Consider the following 25,219-nt stretch of genomic DNA (forward strand, 5'->3'; position numbering starts at 1 on the left):
TGACTCACTTCGGGTGACGACGGCTCTGCACGAAGCGGAAACGGTTGGCCACGAACGCATAATCCGACAGCGACGCATTCGCAGCCGGGTTGCCGCCGGTAGCATGGAAGTCACTGAAGGCCGCACTCTGGTTGACGAACACACCACCGGTCAGGTTGGTGCTCAGTGCAACGCAGGCATCCAGTGCGGCTTCTTCGATCTTCTCAATCTGAGCTTCGTCGCTGCTGTAGCAACCCATGGTGATGGCACCGTGCTTCTTGACGATATCGCGTGCCAGTTCGATGCTGTGATCGCGGCTATCAGAGCGCACGATGAAGCTGATCGGGCCAAACAACTCCTGACCCCATACATCTTCTTTCTCGGCATCGATGGTCATGATCAGCGGGCTGCGGACACGCGCATTTTCAAACTGCGGGTGAGTCAGCTTTTCGGAATCACGTACAACAGTACCCAGACCTTTGCTGTCTTCGATGCGCTGTGCCGTCGCTTCAGACTGGATGGCACCCAGTACCATGGCGGCACGATCGGGATCGGACAGGAACTTGGTGACACCGGTCGCAATAGCTTCAGCCACTTCATCAAAGGACTTGTGACCCTGGTCGGTATCGATACCATCCTTGGGCACAAAAATATCCTGAGTCGTGGTGCACATCTGGCCGGAATACAGACTCAGTGTGAACGCCAAGTTGCGAACCATGCCTTTAAAGTCATCGGTAGAGTCGATAACAATCGTGTTGGCACCGGCTTTTTCGGTGTAAACCTGGGCCTGCGGGCAGTTCTGCTCCAGCCAGTCACCGAAAGCCGTGTTACCGGTGAAGTCGATCAGCTTCACTTCTGGGCGCTGCGCCAGTTCCATGGTTTCAGGCTTGGCCGGATCGGCATCGACATACAGCGATACGATGTGCGGCGGCAGGCCCTGCTCTTTCAACACGTCCTGTGCAACCTGAACACTGATAGCCGCCGGCAGTGCCGCTGCCGGGTGCGCCTTGACAACAACCGGGTTGCCGGTAACCAGAGAGGCGAACAGGCCAGGATACGTGTTCCAGGTCGGGAATGTGGAGCAACCGATCACCAAACCTACACCACGACCACAGGCAGTGAATTTCTTCTCCATCACCAGTGGGTCATGTTTGCCCTGCGGCTTGGTCCAGGTTGCCTGCGCCGGAACGCCTGCCATGGTTTCGTAACCGTAGGCAACCGCTTCAAGGCCACGGTCCTGCGCGTGAGGACCGCCCGCCTGGAAGGCCATCATGAAGCCCTGGCCAGACGTGTGCATGACAGCGTGGGCAATTTCGAAACTGCGCTTGTTCAGGCGATCCAGGATTTCCAGGCAAATGCCGGTACGCCCCTCGACACCCTGGTCACGCCAGACCTTGCGGGTTGCATCCATGGCCGGGAGCAGCTTATCCATATCAACAGTCGGGTACTGCACATTCAGCTCAATACCGTAGGGAGAGACTTCAGCCCCCGTGCGACCGCTGACACCCGGCATATCCAGTTCGAAGGGTTTGTTCAGGTGAGCCTTGAATGCCGCTTCCCCATCAGCCGCCGCTGTTTCGCCATAGGCGCGCGGGCTGGGGTTTTCTGACCAGGGGCTGTAGTAGTCACGACTATGAATTGCTGCCAGTGCACCATCCAACGTTGCCTTGTGCTTGGCAAAAAGATTCTCGCTCATCAGGGGTCTCCCATCTGCTTTGCGCCTGAAATGATACGACGCGGGTATGTTCTGGTTATTTGGTCAGCGCCTGAAGCACTGCCGGACAGGCGATCGTCTATTGACGTTCCAGCCCTCGCCACACAGCGCTCCTGTGCATTCTTTTACTGGAGCAATGATGCTTGGAGCAACACGATACAACAAAGAATGTGATACTAAAAGAACAATGAGTTCTTCAAATATTGTATCTCTTTTATCTTTTGGGGTAATCTTGGATGACATCGGGGTGGCCCTGCTGCACCACTATAGCGGATTTGCACTTGGCTGCACCCGCAAAAATAAGTGCCCCGGCCGGCATACGCCAAGCGCACTCCGCTGACGCGACGCCGGGCACAATAACAATAGACAGATGACGGTATTTCTATGCAACACGAATATCAGGATATCCTGGTGTCAGATGTTTCCAGCGGTGTACTGACCATCACCCTGAACCGCCCGGAAGCCTACAACGCTCTGCGCACTCAGCTGCTGAGCGAAATCGCCAGCGTGCTTCAGCAGGTCACACATGATGACGCCGTGCGGGCCGTGGTCGTGACCGGTAGTGAGAAGGTATTTGCCGCGGGTGCCGACATCAAGGAAATGGCCGCGCTGGACACCGTCGGCGTTCTCAACGACCCCCGCGTTCTGCACTGGCGCACCATCGCCCAGTTCCCCAAACCGCTGATTGCCGCGGTTAACGGTTTCGCGCTCGGCGGCGGCTGCGAGCTGGTCATGCATGCCGATATCGTGATTGCCGGCGACAACGCCCAGTTCGGGCAGCCCGAGATCAACCTCGGCATCATTCCGGGTGCCGGCGGCACCCAGCGCCTGCTGCGTACCGTGGGCAAGTCCATGGCGATGCAACTGGTACTGTCCGGCGAGTTTATCTCGGCACAGCAGGCGCGCGACTTCGGCCTGATCAGCGAGGTCACGATTCCCGAACGCACGCTTGAACGCGCCACGGCCTTGGCACGCAAGATTGCCACCAAACCGCCCATCGCCGTTCGCCAGGCCAAGGAAGTACTGCTCAAGGCCTACGACACGACGCTGGAAAGCGGCCTCACTCTTGAGCGCAAGGCCTTCACCCTGCTGGCAGCCACCGAAGACCGTAATGAAGGCATTGCCGCCTTCATGGAAAAACGCAAACCGAACTTCACAGGAAAATGACCCATGGCTTACGAAACGATTGAATTCGCGATTACCGACGGGGTTGCGGTACTGACCCTGAACCGTCCGGACCGGATGAACAGTTTCAACACCCAGATGCATGCTGAAGTTCGGGACGCGCTGAAACAGGTCAAGAAAAGCGACGAGGCCCGCTGCCTGCTGATCACCGGCAACGGCCGCGGCTTCTGTGCCGGTCAGGACCTGAGCGACCGCAATGTCGCACCGGGCGCAGAGATGCCGAACCTGGGCGAGTCCATCGAACAGAACTACAACCCGCTGATCCGCAGCCTGCAGGCACTGGAAATGCCAGTCATCTGTGCCGTCAACGGCGTGGCGGCTGGCGCCGGTGCCAACATCGCCTTCGCCTGTGACATCGTATTGGCCGCTCGCTCCGCTTCCTTTATTCAGGCCTTCTGCAAGATTGGTTTGGTACCGGATTCCGGCGGTACCTGGACCCTGCCGCGTCTGGTCGGCCATGCCCGCGCAACCGCACTGACCATGCTGGGTGACAAGATCAGTGCCGAGCAGGCGATGGCCTGGGGCATGATCTGGAAGTGCGTTGACGATGAGGCGCTGCAAGCAGAAGCACAGAGCATGGCCCGTCATCTGGCCACCCAGCCCACCAAGGGCCTGGCCTTCATCAAGCGTGCCCTGCAAGCCAGCTGGAACAACAGTTTTGACGAGCAGCTGGACCTGGAACGTGACCTGCAAACGTTGGCCGGTCGCACGGAAGACTATCGCGAAGGCGTCTCCGCCTTCATGGATAAACGTCAGCCCACTTTCAAAGGCAAATGATCATGAGCATGTTTACGACTGATTCCGTAATCGGTGTTATCGGTGCCGGCACCATGGGCGCCGGCATTGCCCAGGTTGCCGCCAAGGCCGGCCATCCGGTACTGCTGTTTGATGCTGCTGAAGGGGCCGCTGCGCGCGGACGCGAAGGCGTGGCCAAGGGCCTGGAGAAACTGGTCAGCCGCGGCAAGATGACAGCCGATGAAGTTGAAGCGCTGGTTGGCCGCATTCAGGTCATTACGTCACTTGAAGAGATGGCACCGGCGGCGCTGGTCATCGAGGCGATCGTCGAGCGTCTGGACGTCAAGCAGAGTGTTTTCGGTCAGCTGGAAGAGATCTGCTCCGAACAGACCGTACTGGCCACCAACACCTCCTCCATTTCCGTAACTGCCATCGGCAGCACGCTGAAGCGCCCGCAGAACCTGGTCGGCATGCACTTCTTCAATCCGGCGCCGATCATGAAACTGGTCGAAGTCATCAGTGGCCTGGATACACGCCCGGAAATTGCCCGCGACATCTATGACCTGTCTGCCAGCTGGGGCAAGAAGCCTGTCCACGCCAAGTCGACACCGGGCTTCATCGTCAACCGGGTGGCACGTCCCTTCTACGCGGAAGGCCTGCGCATCTACCAGGAAGGCGGTGCCGACAATGCGACTATCGATGCCGTAATCCGCGAAGCCGGTGGTTTCCGCATGGGGCCGTTCGAACTGACGGACCTGATCGGTCATGACGTCAACTATGCCGTCACCTGTTCCGTATTTGACGCCTATTACAACGACCCGCGCTTCCTGCCATCTCTGGTGCAGCAGGAACTGGTCAATGCCGGCCACTTCGGCCGCAAGTCCGGCAAGGGCTTCTATGATTACAGCGAGGGTGCCGAAAAGCCCCTGCCCCATACAGTCGATGCCGCTGCCAAACCGAACACGGTGACCATCGAGGGCGACCTGGGGGTTGCCGAACCACTGGTGGAGCTGTTCCAGAACGCAGGTATCGAAGTCACGCGCACGGATGGCGACGGCCGTATTCAGGTCGGTGATGCCACTCTGATGCTGACCAACGGCCAGTTCACCACGGTACGTGCGGCGGAAGTCAGCAACCGCAACCTGATTCACTTCGACCTGGCACTGGATTACGCACAATCCGGTCGCATTGCGCTCGCTCCGGCGGACAAGGCCGACACCAAGGCCATTGCACAGGCGGTGGGCCTGTTCCAGGCTGCAGGCAAGGCGGTCAGCATCATTGACGACATTCCGGGCATGATTGTCATGCGTACGGTTGCCATGCTGGCAAATGAAGGCTTTGATGCCGTCAACCAACGGGTCTGCAATGAGGAAGCCGTCGATATCGCCATGCAGGGCGGCGTCAACTATCCTCGCGGCCCCATCAGCTGGGCAACGGCGGTTGGCCTGTCCCGCATTCTGAATGTACTGCGCAATCTGGGCGCGAGTTACGGCGAAGACCGCTACCGTCCGTCTCCGCTGCTGCTGCGCAAGGTTGCCGGAGGTCGTCAGGCGTGAACGTCACTGATATGACTCCTGAACAACTGGCCGTGGCCTCCAGCAATGCCATGCATGCCAACGATCACGCGGCCAAGGGGCTGAACATTCAGATCGATGAAATTCGCCCGGGCTATGCCCGCCTGAGCATGAAAGTCCGCAAGGATATGCTCAACGGCCATGACATCTGCCACGGCGGCTTCATTTTTACGCTGTCTGATACAGCGTTTGCACACGCTTGCAACAGCTACAACAAGGTGACCGTTGCCAGCGGCTGCAGTATCGAATTTGTTGCCCCCGGCTTCCTGGACGACACCCTGACTGCAGTGGCGCAGGAACGCCAGCGCAAGGGCCGTACCGGGGTATACGACATCACCGTTTATAACCAGAACAATGAAGAGCTGGCCTTTTTCCGCGGCAAGTCCTACCAGATCAAAGGGACACTGCTGCCGGAAGACGAGACCAACGCCTGAGGAGAAACCCGATGAAAGACGCCTTTATCTGTGATGCGATCCGTACCCCGATCGGTCGCTATGCCGGTACTCTGGCCAGCGTGCGAGCCGATGACCTGGGTGCGATCCCGATGAAAGCGCTGATGGAGCGCAACCCGGAAGTCGACTGGAGCCAGGTGGACGATGTCATCTACGGCTGCGCCAACCAGGCCGGTGAAGACAACCGTAACGTAGCCCACATGTCCACGCTGCTGGCCGGCCTGCCGGTTGCCGTGCCCGGCACCACAGTCAACCGCCTGTGCGGTTCCGGCATGGATGCCGTCGGTCTGGCGGCCCGTTCCATCAAGTCCGGCGATACCGAACTGATGATTGCCGGCGGCGTCGAGTCCATGTCCCGCGCGCCGTTCGTGATGGGCAAGGCTGAATCCGCCTTCACCCGCAACCCCAACGGTCTGTTCGATACCACCATCGGCTGGCGTTTCATCAACCCGCTGATGAAGGCCCAGTACGGCGTGGAAACCATGCCCGAAACCGCCGAGAACGTGGCCGCCGACTTCAACATCAGCCGTGAAGATCAGGATGCCTTTGCCCTGCGCAGCCAGCAGCGTACCGCTGCCGCCCAGCAGAACGGCAAACTGGCAGAAGAGATCGTGCCGGTGACCATTCCGCAGCGCAAGGCCGACCCCATCGTCTTTGACACGGATGAACACCCGCGTGCCAGCACCACGCTCGAAGCCCTTGCCAAGCTGAAGGCTCCCTTCCGCGAGGGCGGCTCGGTGACTGCGGGGAACGCCTCAGGTGTCAACGATGGCGCCTGTGCCCTGCTGATCGCATCTGCCGAGGCGGCCAAGGCCAACGGCCTGACCCCGAAGGCCCGTATCGTCGCCATGGCCACGGCCGGTGTCGAACCCCGCATCATGGGCTTTGGTCCGGCTCCGGCTGCCCGTAAGGTACTGGCGAAAGCCGGGCTGAGCATTGATGATATGGATGTCATCGAGCTGAACGAAGCCTTTGCCGCTCAGGCACTGGCCGTCACCCGTGACCTGGGACTGGCCGATGATGCCGCACACGTCAACCCCAATGGCGGTGCCATCTCCCTGGGCCACCCGCTGGGCATGAGCGGTGCTCGCCTGATCACCACGGCCATGTACGAGCTGCACCGCACCGGCGGCCGCTACGCACTGTGCATGATGTGCATCGGTGTCGGCCAGGGCATTGCCACCATCATTGAGCGCGTCTGATCCCCAATCGGGCGCCAATAACCATAATTACGACAAACAACGGGATAATAATAAGCATGAACACTCAACAGCCTTTAATGCGCGGATCCCTTGAAGAAATCGAAACTGCCAGCATCGACGAGCTGCGTGCGCTTCAGTTGCGCCGCCTGCGCTGGAGTCTGGCCCACACTTACAACAACGTCCCCCACTTCAAGCAGAAGTGTGACGAGAAAGGCGTTCACCCCTTTGAGCTGAAAACGCTTGAAGACCTGAAGCATTTCCCGTTCACCACCAAGCAGGACCTGCGCGACACCTACCCGTACGGCATGTTCGCGGTACCGATGGATGAAGTAGTCCGTATCCATGCGTCTTCCGGCACCACCGGCAAGCCGACCGTTGTAGGCTACTCACAGAACGACATCGATACCTGGGCCGATGTGGTGGCGCGTTCCATCCGTGCCGCCGGTGGTCATCGCGGCGACAAGGTACATGTGGCATATGGCTATGGCCTGTTCACCGGCGGCCTGGGTGCGCACTACGGTGCCGAGCGCCTGGGCTGCACCGTCATCCCCATGTCCGGCGGTCAGACCGAGAAGCAGGTGCAGCTGATTCAGGACTTTGCGCCTGACATCATCATGGTCACGCCGTCCTACTTCCTGAACATTCTGGACGAGATGGAGCGCCAGGGTATCGACCCGCGTGAACTGCCGCTGCGTACCGGCATCTTCGGTGCGGAGCCTTGGACTGACGAGATGCGCAAGAACATCGAGCAGCGTGCCGGCATCAACGCCGTCGACATTTACGGTTTGTCTGAAGTCATGGGACCGGGTGTTGCCATGGAGTGCATCGAAACCAAGGACGGCCCCACCATCTGGGAAGATCACTTCTATCCGGAAATCATCGACCCCAATACCGGTGAAGTTCTGCCGGACGGTGAATACGGTGAGTTGGTATTCACCTCACTGACCAAGGAAGCACTGCCGATCATTCGTTACCGTACCCGCGATCTGACTCGACTGCTGCCGGGCACTGCCCGCCCGATGCGCCGCATCGACAAGATTACCGGCCGTTCAGATGACATGCTGATCATTCGTGGCGTGAACGTGTTTCCGACCCAGATCGAGGAACAGATTCTGAAGGTACCGGCACTGGCGCCGCACTACGAGATCGTCATCAGCAAGAACGGCAACCTGGATATGGTTGACGTCAAGGTCGAGCTGACGCCGGAAGCCAGCGGAGCCGACGAGAGTGCCGTAATCAAGGAGCTGCAGCACCATATCAAGTCTTACATCGGCATCAGCACTCGCATTCATATCGTGCCGGTCGGCAGCATTCCGCGTTCGGAAGGCAAGGCCAAGCGCGTGTTCGACGAACGCAAGGGCTGAATCTTTCGGGCACAAAAAAGGCCGGTCATATGACCGGCCTTTTTCGTTGCGATGTGCACGGCTCAGGCGTGCTCCACCTCGATGATCTTCACATGGCTGTGCTTGCCGTCCGGCAGGCGCCAATCGATGGTCTGCCCCACTTCCAGGCCCAGCAGAGCCGAGCCAATGGGGGCCACGATGGAGATGGCATCTTCCTTACCCGCCATCTGGTGCGGGTAATACAGCGTTCGATGAAAACGCTGGCCGCTCTCCTCCACTTCAAAGGTGACCGTCGAATTCATGCGAACCACATCGTCGGACAGCTCATTCTCAGCCACGACATCGGCACGCTCAAGCTCTGCACGCAGGCCATCCAGTGCCTCGTTGTCGCGATATTCCTTGCGCTCCAGCATGGATTCGAGTTGATCGATATCTTTCTCAGATACCTTGATACCGGGCATATCAGCCATTTTCTACTCCATTGATAGTACATAGCGCCCTCCTACCGGGAAGGCAGCAAACAATACTTAAGTTTTGGGAATTCCCGTAAGCCCGCACCGATCCGGCACGGGAAAGTGCGGATTCAGAGGCGGGCAAACGGGCCTGCAACACTGCAGGCCAGAAAGATGTGTAATCCGTACGGGTTTAACATGGTGTCTTTAAAACTCAAGAAGGCGCCCACATGGGCGCCTTCTGCGTGTTAATTCAATACGACTATTGTTAGCCTTTTGATACCCAAAAGGCAAGCACCTGTCGATCTATTTCACGTATTATTGACGTATCAAGCCTGTACTCATGGAAGGTGCTGTAATGGGTACGACCACCGCAAGATCAACAAGGGCCCCCGCCATGCAATTGAGCCGTTTCACCGATTATTCCCTTCGCGTTCTGTTTTATGTGGCGACCAACCGAGAGCGCCTTGCAACACTTGGCGAAATAGCGGGGTTCTACGGAATTTCCCTGGAGCATCTGCGCAAGGTTGTACATGCGCTGGGCAAAAGCGGTCACCTGGAAACCTTTCGCGGCAAAAAAGGTGGCATTCGCCTTGCGATTGCGCCCTCGAGCATCAACTTGGGTGCGCTGATAAAGCAGACGGAAGGCGAATACCCGCTGATCGACTGCAGTATCGGCCCTTGCTGCCTGGTTACGTCCTGCTCACTGCAAACGGTGTTGGCCGAAGCGCAGCGAGCCTTTTTCAGCTGCCTGTCAGGCTATACACTCGACGACCTTTTGGATAACCCTGTCATGCAACAGCAGCTAATTGCGACTGATGAACCCTAATCACTCACTTCAGGTAACCCCCTTGCCAGCCACACGCCGGCCAGCCCCATAAACGACATCAGCAGCACGATATCAATCAGCTCTACCACCGAGGTCAGCGCTCCCAAGCTACCGGCCAGCAGCAGCACAACACCGATCAGGGTGTTGCTGAGGGCAACGTAGTCCGTGCGCCGGTTGCCTTCCGCCAAGTCGGTTACGTAGGTCTTACGCCCGATACGTACCCCCTGATGGGCAATGCTCAACACGAAATAAGCCAGCGGCAACAGCCAGACCAGCTCCAACCAGGCCGGGTTGAGCCAGTCCAGCAACCACAGACCGACTCCCAGCAAGGCAGCCAACAGCCCCGAGCACGCCATCACCTGCCGACTCGACAGATCCGCAAAATGCCCCCATACAGGCCCGGATATCAAACTGGCGGCACCGCTCGACAGCAAAAAAAGTCCCAGCAAACCGCTGCTACCATCACTCTGCTGTTGAGCCAGCACAACATAATAAGGCGCGGTCAGGGCCGAACAGAGAAACAGTGCTCGCGCTATCACGAAGCGCCGAAAGGCAGCGTCGGTACGCAGGATACCCAAGCGCTTAAGCGCTTCAGACAGGGCATTCACACCACCTTCAGTCGCTCCGGGATATTCCTTCACACCGGCATACAGCAGGGCTGCCAGCAGCCATATCAGCCCTGCCGCGACCAGCAATATCGCGTACTCTGGGGGTGTCTGCAGCCACCCCTGACCGGTCACCAGTATGACACCACCTGCCAGCGTCACCAGCCCGGCCAGGCTCGCCGACCAGCCGTTCAGTTTGCCGCGCCGCTGCTTGGGAATGGTCTTACCGGTCACATCCTTGGCTGCTACCGAACAAAGCCCACGTGCAAGGCTGAAAACAACGAGCAAGCCGACAAGCACCCAGCCTGCCGTCAAACCACTCAATTGCCAGGCGGCAAGCCCCATGAGCATGATCGTCACCCCCTGAATGACACTGCCCAACACCCAGCTCCATTTGCGCACGTTCTGACGACGCACATGACTGGCGATCACTAACTGTGGAATCAGAGAGCCCGACTCGCGAATCGGGACCAGCAGGCCCAACAAATAAAGCGGTGCACCCAGGGCTTCCAGAACCCAGGGCAGCACAATCTTGGGGTTGGCAATGGCATCTCCAAGTTTGGTCAAAAACTGCGAGCACAACTGGCGCAGGAAATTGCCGGGCACTGCCTGGCAGGCATCATCATCAATCGCCTTGCAGGCACGCGCATCTTCCTCGTTCATCAATTTGGCATAAAGGTTTTCCGTCAATGAACTGCGCGACATCTGCCCCTCCCTTGTCGAAATATTGCGTCCAAGCCTAACAGGTGACTCGCTACAGGCAAAAGTACCGCTACCATTGCCCGCCTGTTAGACTTGCATGTTTTTTTGTGAGCAGACTCATGTTCAAGGAACGACACCCATCACTCACGGCAGCTTTCTGGATGACTGGCGCCCTGTTTTCTTTCATGGCCATGGCCATTTCGGGACGTGAGCTCTCCGCTGACTTTACCACTTATCAAATCCTGTTCTTCCGCAGCCTGGTCGGTGTGCTGCTGATAGCGGCTCTGATCAGCACAAGCCGCCCGGGGTGGCTGCAGGTACATACCCAGCGTAGGGGCGCTCATTTGCTGCGTAATATTGCTCACTTTGGGGGGCAGTACGGCTGGTTTTACGGTTTGGCCTTCATTCCGCTGGCCGAGGTGATCGCAATCGAGTTCACCACCCCGGTCTGGACAGCCTTGCTGGCCTGCCTACTGCTGGGAGAACGCCTGACAGCGCCGAGACTGGCTGCGCTGGTGCTAGGAGTGGCCGGTTTGCTGCTGATTCTACGGCCGGGCAGCGGCACGCTGCAGCCGGCTGCACTGGCCGTCATGGCTGGCGCCATTGGCTATGCACTGTCATACATTCAGACCAAGTCGCTGTCGGCCACCGAAACGCCACTGTGTATTCTGTTTTACATGACGCTGATCCAGTTGCCTTTCGGCATGGTGCCTTCGCTGCTGCACTGGCAGACCCCGCCACTGCATGCCCTGCCCTGGATTGTGCTTGTCTCGATCACTGCCATGAGTGCGCATTACTGCATGGCACGCGCATTCAGGCTGGCCGATGCCACCGTCGTGGTACCCATGGACTTCATGCGCCTGCCCTTGATCGCCCTGGTCGGATACCTGTTTTATGATGAGTTGATTGACTGGCCCGTGGCCTTGGGGGCGTTGATGATGCTGGCGGGCAATCTGATTAATATTCGTGCCGAGCAGCGCAAGTCAGGCCTGCGCCAAGAGGTCTTCAAAGCACCTCGGTCACCAGAATAAGTTCGCAGGCACCGTTGCCTGTATCTTCTCGGCTGAGCGAGCTGCGCCAGCGCCAGCCATCTTCTGCACGGGCCTCCACCAGAAAGCCCTTGAAACGCAGCTTGTCCGCTTCACCGACCGCTTCGAGCTGCTCCCGTACCTGGTCGCTGGCTGGAATCAGGTGCATGTTGGCACTGCTGACCGAGACTTCACGTTTGGGAATCGGCAACTGCTGGCTACGCCAGTAATACCAGCGCCCGGACTGACGAATCTTGAACTGCTCGATCACGTCAGGGTCAGACATGCGCCCCCACCCCAGGGCAAAATCCCAGGGTGACAGCTCGGCCTCGCGGCCCAAGCTGTAATTCTCGCGCCCCAGCACACGGGCATCCAGAGTGAATTCCGCCAGCAATTTAAGCTGGTAGTCATCGATCTGCACCGTCGCCACAGCATCCAGATTGCGCTGTGAGGGCTGATTGGGACTCAACGACAGGCTAACCAACGGCGCATCAACCGGAGGTGTGGGTGACGAGAACGGGTTGGTGAGCCAGAAGCCTGCCAACAGCGCCAGCCCCAGAGCAAGGTGCAGAGGTCTCATGATATTACCGATTAGTTCAGACGCGCGGATACGAAGGTGTCGATGTCCTGCAGCGCCTGCTCATCGGTTGACACGATATGCAGCCCCAAACCGATACAGTCATGAGCCGTGCGACGCTTGTAGACAATGCGGCAGTGACAGTGCAGTGCACTGGTGCTCAATCCGAAGTGCAGCCAGATTTCGGTTGCACCCAGGCCTTCCGGTGGCTGCAGGTCGGACAACATGTCACCACCTTCGACATGGAAGCCACTGCGACTTATGTTGACCACCCGTACATCGATCATTCTCCCGTCGGCCGTTTCCAGTTCGGCGGCCACATCGCAGGGAATACGGGGATAGATACGTCGTTCCTGAAACATCACATCTCTCATTTCGAAAACCGTCGCTTAATCATAGGCAGTGTTTGCATGCTCAACAATGCCCTCGATCATGCCTCGGGCCCATGGGGTGGCGATATCAGCAGATTCACTTACTACTTCAGTACACGTTCATTGGCGCCAACGTCGCATTCAGTCCAACTGCTGCCCAAGGTGTAATGAGAATAATGGAGAGATGCTCATGAATGTGTTGCCGTACTGGACAGGAGTAGTTCTGGCACTGATTGCCGCCCCACACGCCATCGAGTCGGCGCAGGCTGATGCCTGGCCGGACAATGCCGAATATTTCTCATGGGACGGTTATCGTGTTCTGCACTACCGCAGCCCAACGCCGAATCATGCTGAAGGTGGCCAACGCATCAATACCGCTCAAGTGCGCACATTGATGAAAAACCGTTCGCCTGCACTGCTGAATGTGCAGCCTGTGGCTTGGCAACATGGTATCTTTCTGCAGACGGCACCCCATTATCAGCTGCCCGGCAGTACCTGGCTTCCCAATGTGGGCCAGGGCGAGTTGACTGATCGCTGGCGCGAGTATTTTCAGCGCGGCCTACATGACCTCAGCCAGGGCAATCGCCACCACCCCATTGTCGTTTATTGCACTGCAGACTGCTGGATGTCCTGGAATGCAGTCAAGCGTGCGGCAACTTGGGGTTACACGCAGCTGTACTGGTATGCCGAAGGGATTGATGGCTGGCAGCAGGCCGGATACACACTGGATGTGGCCGTGCCGGTTGCGCTTGAAAAATAAAGCCGTAACGAATACGCCTAGCAAGGATGACACGCTGGCATCAGCATAATAACGATAACGGGGAATCCAACGTGTACAAAATTCTCATCGCTGACGACCATCCGCTTTTCCGTGAAGCGATCACTAACGTCATTCAAACCGGCTTCCCGGATGCACAGACCCTGGAGACTGAAGACCTGGACAACGCCCTGACGCTAGCACAGGAGCAGGACGATCTGGATCTCGTACTGCTGGACCTGAACATGCCGGGCATGAGTGGCCTAAATGGACTGATTTCGATGCGCAATGAGGCGCCGACCATACCAGTGGTGATTGTGTCTGCAGAAGACGACAAGCAGATCGTATTGCAGGCGATTACTTGCGGCGCGGTCGGTTTCATCTCCAAATCCTCACCGCGCACGCAAATGACCGAAGCCTTGCAGCAGATTTTAGACGGTAACGTCTACCTGCCTTCAGACATCATTCGTCAAAGCGGTCAGGACACCAGCCGTCGCAACCGCCGCAACAACGAACACCCCCAGCTAGCGCCCGAGCTGCTCTCCTCCCTCACCCGGCGCCAGCTGCTGGTACTGGAACGCATGGCCAAGGGCGAATCCAACAAGCAGATTGCGTACAACCTGCACATTGCCGAAACCACGGTGAAAGCGCACGTGTCTGCCATTCTGCGCAAGCTGGGTGTCCACAACCGCGTACAAGCGATACTATCTGCCAGCGATATCGATTTTGCCCAATACCTGCGCCGTTGACTCCAGCCTTCAATACAGCACTCGCCTGCCCGCTTGCATCTCTCAACGTTGCAATAAGTGGGCAAGGGTTGCTTTCAGTTTAAGTGGCCTTACCGGCTTGTTCATCAATAGATAGCCCTCGTCCTTCACGGCCTGTTTCAGTTCATTACTGTAGTTGGCCGTGATCATCAGTACCGGTGGCTGATCACTGCGCCGCTGCAGAATCTGAGCAACCAGCTCGACACCGGTTACGCCGTCATCAAGATGATAATCGGCAATCAGCAGATCCAGCGGTGCACTGCCCACGGCAAGCTGCTGTTGCAGGTCTTCCATGCCCAACGCCGTCACGACATCACATCCCCAGCCTTCCAAAAGCGTGGCCATGCCAGCACAAATGGACGCATCGTTATCCACCATCCAGATACGTGCGCCCTGCAGCTGATCGTCGAAAGCGGGGTTACGAAACACTGGGGCAAAGGCTTCGGGATTAAGATAGCCCAGCGGCAGCTCGACCGAAAATACGGAGCCGATGCCTTCGCGTGAGCGGACCCGCACCGGATGTTCCAGCATCTGGCTGATCTTATCTACAATCGCCAGTCCAAGCCCCAGCCCCTTGTCATGCTGGTGCTGGCGACTGGGAATACGGCGAAACTCCTGAAAGATTTCTGTTAGCTTGTCTTCTGGAATGCCCGATCCTGTATCCCAGACTTCAACCAACACCCGTCCACACCGCCGCCGACATCCCAGCAGCACTTCGCCACCGGCATCGGTATAGCGCAAAGCATTGGTCAGGAAATTGCGCAGAATACGCGCCAGCAGCGTGGCATCGCTCACCACAACGGCATCACTGCCGCGGAATCGGAACCTGAGGCCTTCTGCAGCCGCCACCTGGGTATATTCGGCCGCCAGTGTGGTCAGCAACTCGTTGAGACGGAACGGCGCCACATCCGGCTTAATCACACCCGCATCCAACTTGGAAATGTCCACCAGCGTGCCCAGCAGCGTCTCCACGTCCTGCAGCGAATTGCTGATGGATCCGATCAACGTGCCGATCCGTTCGGGCATGGCCTGCTCTAACAACGCACCGGTAAAGAGCCGGGCCGCATTCAGAGGCTGAAGCAGGTCATGGCTTACCGCGGCCAGAAACTTGGTTTTGGACAGGTTGGCCTGCTCCGCATCCTGTTTCGCTTCCAGCAGGCGCGCCTCGATAGCCAGGCGCTCATCGATCTCCTGGCGCAGCTGCTGATTTACCTCCGTCAGTTCGGAGGTGCGTTCCTTTACCCGCTGCTCCAGGTTCTGGTATGCCTGCTGCAGCGCCAGCGCCGTGCGCTTGCGTTCGGTAATATCGCGAATCAGCACGAAAAAGCCGATGGTGCGTCCCTGGGCATCCAGATTGGGTACATAGGACTTGAGCATGTGCCGGTTCTCACCGGCCGCATTGTATTCGTCAATCTCGAAGGTGGTGTTCTCGCCCCCCAGTGCACGCTGTATGTAGGGCTCCAGACGGGCATAGAGCTGATCACCATGCACCTGGCGAATGCTCTGTCCCAGCAATGTGCCCCGTGGCCAACCATACCAGTCGTCATACACCTGATTGGTGAACTGAAAGTGACCGTTCTCGCCGACGTAGGCGATCAGAGCCGGGATATGGTCGGTAATCAGCCTGAGCCAATGTTCGTTTTCACGCAGGGTTTCGGCATAACGGTAGCGCTCGGTGATATCGGTATAGGTATTGACGAACCCACCAGTCGGCATGGGATGGGTACGTACCTCGATCACCCGGCCATCCGGCAGCCGCTGCTCCAGCTCGTGCAGCGGCTGGCCTCGACCATCCAGAATGGCGGGCGTCAGCAGATCCACCGGCGACGGCTGCATCAGGCGATCGAAGGGACGACCGGCCACGGCCTGCACCCCCGTCAGCTCGACAAAACGATCATTCCAGACTTCCAACTCGCCCTGCGGGTTGATCAGGGCAACCCCCTGGGAAAGGTTGTCCACGGTACGCTGCAACAGGCGGCTTTTCTGTGCCAGTGCCTGCTCCCGCTGAGCGGCTTCACTGGCTTTCAGATCGGTGATGTCGGTATAGAGTATGACCAGACCGCCTTCACCGGTATGACGCTCGCTAACCTGTACCCAGCGCCCGTTGGCAAGCCTGTAGACAGTCGCTTCGTCTTCTCCACCGACATGCTCTTCGACAATGACGCCTCTCTCCAGCGCCAGGCGCCGCACATCCTGAATGGTGGCACCGCGCTCGATTTCGGTCCCCGTCCCTGCCCAGTATTCACGGAAGCGACGGTTGAACACCAGAATGCGGCGCTGTTCGTCAAAGAGCACAAAGGCATCCGAGATGCTTTCAATGGCATCGGTCAGACGCTGATGCGCCATCGCCGCTTCCTGATTGGCCTGTATCAGAGCGAAGTTGCTGCGCTTGAGCTCCGCCAGGGCCGCATTGAGCGCCTCGGTCCGCTCACGCACCTGTTCAGCCAGTACCACGGAATGCTCAAAGGCGGCATAGGGCGCCGTTCGCACCGTGCTACTGGATTCAACCCGCTCGATCAGCGCATCCTTCATGCGGGTCAGCTTGTCGTTGTCCTGTTCCAACTCAGCAATGCGCGCCAGCAGCGCTTCACGAGACAGGTCGGCAACCGATTCAGTAGTCATGCGCACTCCTGCCGATAACGACACCGGTGAAAGTCTGGTTGAGGTGCATGCCGTCGTATTGTTCGCCGTAGGTGTTGAAACCGATGACATTATGCTTCACCAGAAAGTCGGAGGTTTCATCGGTACGGCGGGTATATTCGGCCTCCAGCCGGCGCAGGAAACAGTCACAGCCGATGGTGATCATCGGTTCCCCAAGGGTCTGCTCGATGCGCTCAAAACGGTGTGCCAGGTTATCCAGCATGGCATCCGGCTGCATGGCCGTCAGCACGATGCCGTTTTCAACGGCGCAGTAGAACGTCAGGCTGAGGTCGGGATTGACCTTCTGGATCGAGCGCACGTAATACTCCTGGCCAATCCGCACCGCCAGCGGATTGAGGGCAAAGACACGGTAATCGAGCTGATCCGGGTCCAGGCCCAGTTGTCGGGCGTATTCGAGTGCGGCAGGTTCAGCATTGAGCTCATAGACGGTGCGTGTTGCCGGGTCGGCATCGGTCACGATCAGCTTCTGTTCCAGGCTGCGCATGTGATGCGTGGTGAAGACTTCGAAATCCAGTGGCGTATTGACCATAATCACCACCGCCGCACGGGTACGAAACTGGCCTGCGTGATAGACATGCGTACCGGTCAGATGGATATCGTCTCCGGCAGACCCGCCGAAGTGCGGAATGCTGCCCAGTACCGAATCCAGGTTCAACAGCACCAGCTCTTCCTGACTGGACAAACCGTCCAGCAGGGTCAGCGCAAAGGTATGTCCCTTGGTCGGGGCAACATGAAGGTCACGACAACCGGCCACCAGCCCGTCGATCAACGTTTGCGCCTGAGTCAGACTGAAGTCATCCAACGCCTCCACCAGCCCGACCTCGATCGCAAACAGGTTGCGATCAAACCCGAGCGCCGTGATCGTGCCCTGATCATAGCCGCGCGGCGTCAACTCACCGGCCGTGGTGCAACCGGCCAGGCGAATGCCATCAAAGGCGGCTTCCAGGCTCAGTGACAATGCCTCAAGGTCATATTCGGCAGAGCAGAAGAACAGAACAAAACCCAGCTCAGAATGAACCAGAGTGTCGGCCAGCTCACGAGCGGCAACATCGGGGTCCCGTGAAGAGGACATGGCGGATCGAATCGGTTGTGCGAACAAGGGCGCGTTCATCAAGGGGTACTCGCGCTGAAAAAATATGGCAGCTTTCAGTTTAATCCGCCTCCGCGACGCTGGTAATGCTACTTCAGTACCTGAATCCCGCCCCGGCAATAACCTTTAGACTATTGATTTAAAAATGAAAAATACTTGAATGACCAATCACGTGTCATCGGGTGGCAAAAAATACGACCAAAGCAGTAGCCGCTGGACAGCAGGCATAAAAAAACCGCACAACCGGTGAAGGGGTCCAGTCGTGCGGCCAGATGATGTGCAACAGGTCTTTTTTACCAGGTCAGAACAGCACCCAGGGCAACAGTATCGTTCTCTTCCTCGCCGAGGGTTGTGCCCTTGATTTCAGTCTGGTCGTATTCAGCGACCAGCTTCAGGTTACTGTTGACGCTGTAGAACCAGGCCACGGCGGTGTTTTCATACGTGAAATCGACCGCTTCATCACCCTCGTTTTCACCATAGGACAGCGCGACTCGGTTTTTGCCGAACGAGTAGGAGCCCTGTAACAGGTAACCGTCCATTTCAAAGCTTTCATCCGCCACGAAGTTGTCGATCGATGCCGGGTGGATGCCCTCGCTCTGGAAGCCGGATGCGGTCAGAGACAAGCCGCCAAACTTGACATTGGCACCATAGGACACGCCGGTAGAATCGATGGTTTCGACATCATCACCTTCCGGATTGTCAGAGCTCTGATACAAGCCGCCCAGCCAAGCCTTGAAGGAGCCCTGACTGAAATCGGTACCATAGGTCAGTTCGGCTTCGAAACGCGGTGTTTCTTCAGATGAGTCGGTATCGGATTTGCTCGGGTCGAAGATGCCCGCAGCCGCCTGAAAGCCGCTCTTGACCGGGCTGCGGTAGGTGATCTGTGCTTTCGGGAACGGGTAGGTATAACCGCTGCCGATGTTGCCAAAGGAAACGTTGCCACCGTCGATCAGGCCGAGGGTGTCGGATGACTGGCCGTAGCCCATCAACAGCTCGTCGGACATGATGTTAGTACGATTGAACAGGCCGAAGTCCTTGCCGATCAGTACTTGGCCCCAGTCGCCATCGACCGTGCCGTAGAACTGACGTACATCGATACCGGTGTCCGTACCCAGCGACTCACCGCGCCCCTGATTTGCAGCCCTAACCACATCGGAGTCGTTAATGCTGACCCAAAAGGATGAACGCGCACCCAGTTGCAGGTCGCCGGTATCTTTGCCGAAGTTGAAGCCGATCCAGTTGGGCAAGAAGCCCATCTTGACGCGTGATTGGGTGCGCTCGTCATTATCACTATGAACATAAAAGGCGTTGATCATGCCATCAGTACTGAAGGTGGTGCCATCCTGGTCATACAGCTTGATTTCGGCCTGTGCCTGTGCCGCCATGCCCAGTGCGACCAGCGCAGGCAGAAGTTTAATGGTCATTTTCTTATTTTTCATGGTTTCTCCCAGATAGGTCCGTCAGTCATGACATCGTGATTACGATGGCTTGATGATCGCGTCTGGAAGCAGGCAAACCCATGCTGCGCAAGATTTGTTTACATGGCACTTTGGCGGCTCAACCCGGGCAGTAATCCGAGTCTGTATACCCCGGTATTACGACCCTGACCCAATGTCGCAGAAGCAGGTGCAATATTAGAAAAAGCTCATAGCATACTGATTCAATTAGATGATTCCGAACAGAAAAGTTCAACGCAAAAAGCCCCGCCGAGCAACTCGACGAGGCTTTGATTGACGCTGAGAGTCAGGTCAGGGGCGCTGGATCAGCCCTGCTTGGGCAGCTTGAAGGTCCACACCGAACCACCCTGGTTCAGATGCTTGACACGCTTGGCGACTTCACCGCCCCACAGCGGCACCGCACCACCCCAACCGGAGACGACGGAGACATATTGCTCGCCATCCATCTCCCAGGTAATCGGTGAGCCGACAATGCCGGAGCCGGTCTGGAACTTGTACAGCATCTCACCGGTCTTCGCGTCAAAGGCCATCAGGTAGCCTTCGGGGTTGCCGGTGAAAACCAGGTTGCCTTTGGTGGCCAGTACTCCGCCCCACAGCGGCGCATAGTTTTCATAGCGCCAGACTTCCTGACCGTTTTTCGGGTCGATCGCGCGCAGAACGCCGATATAGTCCTCGTTCAGCGGCTTGATGGTGAAGCCGGCCCCCAGGTACGCCGCCCCTTTCTTGTAGGAGACTGGCTCGTTCCAGATATCCATGGCCCACTCGTTGGACGGTACGTAGAACAGACCGGTGTCCTGACTGAAGGCCATCGGCATCCAGTTCTTGCCGCCCAGGAAGGAAGGCGCGGATAGCACCGGCTCGCCCTTGTTGCCCTCTTTGGCATCGGCCGGATTGCCCGGGCGACCGCCTTCTTTGAAGATCGGGCGACCCTTGTCGTCCAAGCCTTCCGCCCAGGTGATCTTGTCCACGAACGGGAAGCCGCGAATGAAATCACCGTTTTCACGGTTGAGAACGTAGAAGAAACCGTTGCGGTCCGCCGTGGCTGCAGCCTTAACGGTCTTGCCGCCATCCTTGTAATCGAACGCGATCAGCTCATTGACGCCGTCGAAATCCCAGCCATCGTGCGGTGTGGTCTGGAAGTGCCAGACGATCTTACCGGTGTCCGGATCGACCGCCAGGCGTGACGAGGAGAACAGGTTGTCACCGGGGCGCAGATGCGAGTTCCAGGGTGCCGGGTTACCGGTACCGAAGAACATCAGATCGGTTTCAGGATCGTAGGTACCGCCCAGCCAGGTGGCCGCGCCACCGGTCTTCCACAGATCGCCGGTCCAGGTCAGCCCGGCTTCGCCACCGGAAATGCCGTTTTCGATCTTCTTGCCATTTTTCCAGATGTAGCCCATGTGGCCTTCAACCGTCGGACGGCTCCAGACGATGTCACCGGTCACGGCGTCATACGCCTCAACCTTGCCGACCACGCCAAACTCACCCCCGGAAACACCGGTGATGATCTTGCCCTTGACCACCAGCGGTGCGGCGGTCAAAGAGTAGCCTTCCTTGTAATCAGCCACTTTCTTCTTCCACACGACCTTGCCGGTATCCTTGTTCAGGGCCACCAGCTTGGCGTCGAGGGTACCGAAGATCACCAGATCGCCATAGAGTGCGACACCACGGTTAATCACGTCACAGCAGGGCATGATGCCGTCCGGCAGACGGGCGTTGTATTCCCAGAGTTCCTCACCGGTTTTGACATCGATGGCAAACACGCGGGAGTAGGAACCGGTGACGTACATGACGCCATCCTTCACCATCGGCTGGGATTCCTGACCACGCTGCTTTTCGCCCCCGAAGGAGAACGACCAGACCGGGCGCAGCTCCTTGACGGTTTCGGTGTTCAGCGTATCCAGCGGGCTGTAACGCTGAGCGCGCGGCCCAAGTCCATTGGAGACCACATCATCCGTGGTCATCTGGTCGGCAAGAATATCCTTGTCGGTAATACCGGCCTGTGCCACACCGGCACAGGACATGGCAGCCACCAGTGCGGTCAAGGCAAAGCCTTTGCTGCGGCCAAATTTCTTCATCGCTGTCCCCTTTCAGGTTTTTTGTTGTCCGGGAGCAGTCGGGAAAATGTCCCGACCCGTATGGGCATTTTTGAATCTGCCCCCTGATCCAGCAATTGCACTGGCGGACCGGTTTTCTCCTCACTTGGTCGTAATACTCGTCGCAAAGCCCCATGAAGCGGGGCTTTTGCTCTCGGCGTCAAGGCTCGAAAACCGCCTGTTCATAGTCGGGATAGAGATGAAAGACCGTGCGTTCAAACTCGGCCCGGCGCAGAGCGATGCTGTCAAAAGTCGCGGGAATGGGCAGCGCCATGGTTTCGGTCATACTCAGGCCCTGCTCGGCAGCATCGGTCAGCACCCGGTCCAGCCATTCCAGGTAGGCCTGCATCTGGTCCAGCGCGCGCCCATCCTCCACACGCGGCCCGTGCCCCGGCAACATCAACGTGAAGGGTATGGCACGCAATTGCTCCAGCTCCTGATGCCATTGCATCAGGCCCGGCGTGTGTGGCGTGGTCAGCGCGCGCTGGTAGAACACCATGTCAAAGGGAAAGAGCACACCCGTGGTGTGATCGAACAGCACCAGATCGGCGCCGCTGTGACCGCTCAGCGCCAGCCATTCCAATCGATGCCCGCCGATATCGATAATGCCGGGCGTCAGCGTTTGCGAGGGCACCACCACGTCAGTGCCCCGCATCCAGTCCCCGACCAGCCGATACATGTTCTCCGCAAAGGCATCCCCGTTGCGCCGAATCTGCTCACGGGTCTGCTCCAGCGCCGCAATGGGCACATCCGCGAAGGCCTGGTTGCCCAGAAAATGATCCGGATGCTGATGGGTATTGATGATCAGACGCATGGGCTGATCAGTCGTAGACTCAATCAGTTGACGCAGGGCTTCACCGTACCGTTTCGAGACACCTGTATCCAGCACGATGACGCCTTCCGCCGTCACTATGAACGCCGTATTGACGATATTGCCGCCGTTTTCCTGACTGAAGTCTTCCGTCTTGCCCTCCACGAACCAGGTATTGCGCGCCACCTGCTCCGCCTGAAGGTCGTATTCCAGCGCCGCCTGAACCGGCAGCGCCAGCCACAGCAGTATCCATCCGCTCAGGTATTTCATCGGACCTCCTCACAGTGCCTGTTCGAATTCATTACCGCCATTGTCACGCAGCCACAGCGAATACCCCTTTCGGTCATCCGTCAGGTCGAAGGTGATAACCGGATTCTCCGCAACCGGCGGTGACAGTTCCATGCGGACAACGGTCTCGCCTTCAGGCGACTTCAAGTGAACCTGCTGCAGATAGAATTCCGGTATGGCATCCACCAGCCCCGTATCCATGGGATGGATGACGCGGAACTTGTAACGTGCCCCCTCACCGGTATCGGTAGCAAAGCGTCGCGCCTTCACCTCCCCCAGATGACTCTGCCAGTAAGGGTCCGCGTTACCCATGCTGGGGGTAGTACAGCCGCCACCGGCCGCATCCAGATTGGCATACCCCACATGCCACTCCCCCGCGTGAGTCAGCACCGCCGCCCGAACCGCCGTGCTTTGCTGTACCTTGATGCGCAGCGAAACCTTGGGGCTGGCACCCGCACTGGGATAATAATTGAAGATATGCTGAATGGGATTGAGATCGGCCCAGACCACCATGCGCTGAATGCGACCCTGAAAGGCGCGTGCATCGATGGTAATGGGGACTTGGGTGGGGTCTTCGGCAAAAGCGGGCACATCCACCTTGATCGCCTGACTGAAGCGGTAATCGGCATCGCCGATAAAAATGTTACGGGTATAGTCCCACATGACCGAGTTCAGCGGATCCGGCGGCTGTGCCGCCTGCGCTTTCGGAAAGATCAGCAGGGCCAGCAGCCCTGCTCCACACAATGACGCACACAGGCGCCAACGCTGTTGATTCATCCTTGCCTACCTCTTTTTGTTATTGTGCAGGTGCCGGGTCAGTGCTGTTCGGTCAGTGCCTCCTTGGCCACCTGATAGAATTCAGGCTGGGTATAGCGCAGGCCATAGTCGGCGAAGAGCTGCTCCATCTCGCCGGAGCGAATCATGCGATCCAGCACCTCTTCGACGGCATAGCCCAGCTGGCGATCGGTCTGGCGAATGGCGATGCCGATATCCCAGGTCTGCTTGCCCATAGTAGGAAAACCATTCTCGGCCAGGCGGTATTGATCAGAGCCGGCCTGTGCCAGCAGCCAGTCGATTTCGGACTGCATCGCCATCACCGCCGCCACTTCACCGTCCTGCATGGCGGCAAAGGCTTCACGTGGATGGGTATAGTGACGCGTCATCTTGCGCATGCGCCCCTGCAGGGCCGACGTGAAATAGAACGCGGGCACGCTATCGACTTCCACGCCGATGGGTTCGTATTGAAACACCGCTACCGTGCGCACCGCATCCAGACGCTCACTGTCATAGGCGACCTGCCAGCGTTCCTGTTGGTAGGGCGCCTTCATCACCACATGCTCATTGATCAGGTAACCGAGCGAATCCTGCTTGTAGGCATAGGCCTTGTCATAGGGCACACGCAGCATCACGTCAGCCAGCTTTTTCATCGCCAGCGGATTGTCCTCGTCCTTGTCCAGGTAATGCCCCTTCCAGACATTGTTGCGCAGGTCATCTTCCAGGTTTTCATCCGGAATGATCCAGTGCAGCTGCAGTTCAAGATCAAATGCCGCGGCAACACGCTTGGCGATTTCCACATCGACACCGGCCGGCTGACCATCCTGCATGAATGAGTAGGGAGGGAAATCCTGATAGATACCCATGCGAATATACCCGGACGCCATGACATCATCATATAAACGCGCAAAGGCCTGCTCGCACGCGAGCAGGCCCATCACCAGAGAGATAAGCGCGTTGGGCAGCTTATTCCTCAACATACTTGGTCTCCAGCCAGCTGCGGATGGCCCAGAGCGCCTCCTGGCTCAGCGTATCGGCCATCTTCGGCATGTAGACGGCACCGTCACGTACCGCACCATTGATGACACGGTACTTGTACCATTCGTCACCGTCATAATCCGCGGTCAGGTAACGCAGGTCAGGGGCGATACCGCCGGAAATGGCGTCCAGACCATGGCAACGGGCACAGTTCTGATTGTATGCTGATGCACCGATTTCAACGGCACGGTCGAAGTCGTCGGAATCGCGGTAGGGGTTGGTATCGGCCCACTCTTCACCCAGCGGCGTCAGCCCCTCGGTATCTACCGCTTGAGGCACTACATCACCGTGGGCCAGAACTGTGCCGGAAAATGTGCTTGCCAGTGCTGCAGCGGCCACCAGGCCTGTGATCGTGTTCAGCTTGGACATGCGGGTCACCCTTTATTGTTATCGGATAAACGAAATGCCGGACACGGTCGTCCGACCTTGATGACTCCATGATGAATCAGTGCCCGCAGGGTCAGAATTACACCTTGGCACCCAAAATATGGTCCCTTGGTAGTAAATTCTGCGCATGAACGGGCCCAAGGTTTGACAAACCGCTACTCAAGTCGTAAAACTAACGCATAACTTATTGATATTTTGGGAATTTTTCCCGACCTTTCGGGTTTTAACCCCAACCGTACCAGCCTGCATTCCCCGCATCCACGGGCGCTAATCCGTGGCCCCCTCCCCGCCTTGCTCCGCACAATGCCCATGAATCGCACGGCACCGGTCTTTCACCGGGCCACC

Annotated in this window: 23 protein-coding genes; 10 read left to right on the forward strand and 13 right to left on the reverse strand. The window is 57.9% G+C overall.

All coding sequences use genetic code 11. The features are described 5' to 3' along the window. Positions 1-4: 4 nt before the first annotated feature. Positions 5-1,675: a phenylacetic acid degradation protein PaaN gene (gene paaN / locus KTN04_RS00640; RefSeq protein WP_217333271.1), complete on the reverse strand. Its 1,671-nt coding sequence runs from the start codon at positions 1,673-1,675 to the stop codon at positions 5-7. Between the two features lie 402 nt (positions 1,676-2,077). Between paaN and paaF the strand changes: the two genes are divergently transcribed. The 6 genes from paaF to paaK all read left to right on the forward strand — a co-directional run bounded on the left by paaF (position 2,078) and on the right by paaK (position 8,205). After that, a complete protein-coding gene (gene paaF / locus KTN04_RS00645; protein ID WP_217333272.1) occupies positions 2,078-2,860 on the forward strand; it encodes a 2,3-dehydroadipyl-CoA hydratase PaaF in 783 nt (260 codons plus the stop codon). A 3-nt stretch (positions 2,861-2,863) separates the two neighbouring features. Further along, a complete protein-coding gene (paaG, locus tag KTN04_RS00650; RefSeq protein WP_217333273.1) occupies positions 2,864-3,655 on the forward strand; it encodes a 2-(1,2-epoxy-1,2-dihydrophenyl)acetyl-CoA isomerase PaaG in 792 nt (263 codons plus the stop codon). 8 nt (positions 3,656-3,663) lie between these two features. Then, on the forward strand, positions 3,664-5,169 hold the full coding sequence (paaH, locus tag KTN04_RS00655; RefSeq protein WP_328515942.1) for a 3-hydroxyacyl-CoA dehydrogenase PaaH: 1,506 nt from the start codon (positions 3,664-3,666) through the stop codon (positions 5,167-5,169). Beyond that, on the forward strand, positions 5,166-5,621 hold the full coding sequence (gene paaI / locus KTN04_RS00660) for a hydroxyphenylacetyl-CoA thioesterase PaaI (protein ID WP_217333275.1): 456 nt from the start codon (positions 5,166-5,168) through the stop codon (positions 5,619-5,621). The genes paaH and paaI overlap by 4 nt, the downstream gene beginning before the upstream one ends. 11 nt (positions 5,622-5,632) lie before the next feature. Then, positions 5,633-6,841 carry a 3-oxoadipyl-CoA thiolase gene (gene pcaF, locus KTN04_RS00665; protein WP_217333276.1) on the forward strand — a complete coding sequence of 403 codons (1,209 nt, stop codon included), beginning with the start codon at positions 5,633-5,635 and terminating at the stop codon, positions 6,839-6,841. A 77-nt stretch (positions 6,842-6,918) separates the two neighbouring features. Further along, positions 6,919-8,205 (forward strand): phenylacetate--CoA ligase PaaK, encoded by a 1,287-nt coding sequence (paaK, locus tag KTN04_RS00670; RefSeq protein WP_254262273.1) that lies wholly within the window; start codon positions 6,919-6,921, stop codon positions 8,203-8,205. Between the two features lie 62 nt (positions 8,206-8,267). On the opposite strand, the gene rnk is transcribed toward paaK, so the two are convergent. Further along, on the reverse strand, positions 8,268-8,654 hold the full coding sequence (rnk, locus tag KTN04_RS00675) for a nucleoside diphosphate kinase regulator (RefSeq protein WP_217333278.1): 387 nt from the start codon (positions 8,652-8,654) through the stop codon (positions 8,268-8,270). Positions 8,655-9,033: 379 nt separating this feature from the next. Here rnk and KTN04_RS00680 point away from each other — a divergent pair, with 379 nt between their 5' ends. Then, on the forward strand, positions 9,034-9,465 hold the full coding sequence (locus KTN04_RS00680) for an RrF2 family transcriptional regulator (protein ID WP_217333279.1): 432 nt from the start codon (positions 9,034-9,036) through the stop codon (positions 9,463-9,465). Here the strand turns inward: KTN04_RS00680 and KTN04_RS00685 are convergent. Then, a complete protein-coding gene (locus tag KTN04_RS00685; RefSeq protein WP_217333280.1) occupies positions 9,462-10,775 on the reverse strand; it encodes an MFS transporter in 1,314 nt (437 codons plus the stop codon). The genes KTN04_RS00680 and KTN04_RS00685 overlap by 4 nt on opposite strands. A gap of 116 nt (positions 10,776-10,891) precedes the next feature. Here KTN04_RS00685 and KTN04_RS00690 point away from each other — a divergent pair, with 116 nt between their 5' ends. Beyond that, positions 10,892-11,803: a DMT family transporter gene (locus KTN04_RS00690; protein WP_254262274.1), complete on the forward strand. Its 912-nt coding sequence runs from the start codon at positions 10,892-10,894 to the stop codon at positions 11,801-11,803. Here the strand turns inward: KTN04_RS00690 and KTN04_RS00695 are convergent. Together KTN04_RS00695 and KTN04_RS00700 are read right to left on the reverse strand one after the other, a co-directional pair. Continuing rightward, positions 11,778-12,380 carry a hypothetical protein gene (locus KTN04_RS00695; protein WP_217333281.1) on the reverse strand — a complete coding sequence of 201 codons (603 nt, stop codon included), beginning with the start codon at positions 12,378-12,380 and terminating at the stop codon, positions 11,778-11,780. The genes KTN04_RS00690 and KTN04_RS00695 overlap by 26 nt on opposite strands. 11 nt (positions 12,381-12,391) lie before the next feature. Beyond that, positions 12,392-12,739 (reverse strand): PilZ domain-containing protein, encoded by a 348-nt coding sequence (locus KTN04_RS00700; RefSeq protein ID WP_217333282.1) that lies wholly within the window; start codon positions 12,737-12,739, stop codon positions 12,392-12,394. Between the two features lie 199 nt (positions 12,740-12,938). Between KTN04_RS00700 and KTN04_RS00705 the strand changes: the two genes are divergently transcribed. Both KTN04_RS00705 and KTN04_RS00710 read left to right on the forward strand, forming a co-directional pair. Further along, positions 12,939-13,508, forward strand: a complete 570-nt coding sequence (locus tag KTN04_RS00705) for a rhodanese-like domain-containing protein (protein WP_217333283.1) — start codon at positions 12,939-12,941, stop codon at positions 13,506-13,508. A 71-nt stretch (positions 13,509-13,579) separates the two neighbouring features. After that, positions 13,580-14,254 (forward strand): response regulator, encoded by a 675-nt coding sequence (locus tag KTN04_RS00710; protein ID WP_217333284.1) that lies wholly within the window; start codon positions 13,580-13,582, stop codon positions 14,252-14,254. A gap of 42 nt (positions 14,255-14,296) precedes the next feature. Here KTN04_RS00710 and KTN04_RS00715 read toward each other — a convergent pair whose 3' ends face one another. The 8 genes from KTN04_RS00715 to pedF form a co-directional block, all read right to left on the reverse strand. Next, positions 14,297-16,894, reverse strand: a complete 2,598-nt coding sequence (locus tag KTN04_RS00715) for a hybrid sensor histidine kinase/response regulator (protein ID WP_217333285.1) — start codon at positions 16,892-16,894, stop codon at positions 14,297-14,299. After that, entirely contained in the window at positions 16,884-18,044 is a 1,161-nt protein-coding gene (gene nosP / locus KTN04_RS00720; protein ID WP_217333286.1) for a nitric oxide-sensing protein NosP, read from the reverse strand. The genes KTN04_RS00715 and nosP overlap by 11 nt, the downstream gene beginning before the upstream one ends. A 272-nt stretch (positions 18,045-18,316) precedes the next feature. Next, entirely contained in the window at positions 18,317-19,462 is a 1,146-nt protein-coding gene (locus tag KTN04_RS00725) for a porin (protein ID WP_254262276.1), read from the reverse strand. A 323-nt stretch (positions 19,463-19,785) separates the two neighbouring features. Further along, positions 19,786-21,558, reverse strand: coding sequence for a PQQ-dependent methanol/ethanol family dehydrogenase (locus KTN04_RS00730; RefSeq protein ID WP_217333287.1), 1,773 nt, complete (start codon positions 21,556-21,558; stop codon positions 19,786-19,788). A 178-nt stretch (positions 21,559-21,736) separates the two neighbouring features. Continuing rightward, entirely contained in the window at positions 21,737-22,657 is a 921-nt protein-coding gene (locus KTN04_RS00735) for a quinoprotein relay system zinc metallohydrolase 1 (protein WP_217333288.1), read from the reverse strand. A gap of 9 nt (positions 22,658-22,666) precedes the next feature. Beyond that, positions 22,667-23,452 carry a quinoprotein dehydrogenase-associated SoxYZ-like carrier gene (locus tag KTN04_RS00740; RefSeq protein WP_217333289.1) on the reverse strand — a complete coding sequence of 262 codons (786 nt, stop codon included), beginning with the start codon at positions 23,450-23,452 and terminating at the stop codon, positions 22,667-22,669. A gap of 38 nt (positions 23,453-23,490) precedes the next feature. Further along, positions 23,491-24,429 (reverse strand): transporter substrate-binding domain-containing protein, encoded by a 939-nt coding sequence (locus KTN04_RS00745; protein WP_217333290.1) that lies wholly within the window; start codon positions 24,427-24,429, stop codon positions 23,491-23,493. Continuing rightward, positions 24,416-24,856 carry a cytochrome c-550 PedF gene (gene pedF, locus KTN04_RS00750; RefSeq protein WP_217333291.1) on the reverse strand — a complete coding sequence of 147 codons (441 nt, stop codon included), beginning with the start codon at positions 24,854-24,856 and terminating at the stop codon, positions 24,416-24,418. Before pedF ends, KTN04_RS00745 begins: the two co-directional genes overlap by 14 nt. Positions 24,857-25,219 lie beyond the last annotated feature (363 nt).

Source organism: Marinobacterium weihaiense (genome assembly GCF_019061305.1).
Classification (GTDB): domain Bacteria; phylum Pseudomonadota; class Gammaproteobacteria; order Pseudomonadales; family Balneatricaceae; genus Marinobacterium; species Marinobacterium weihaiense.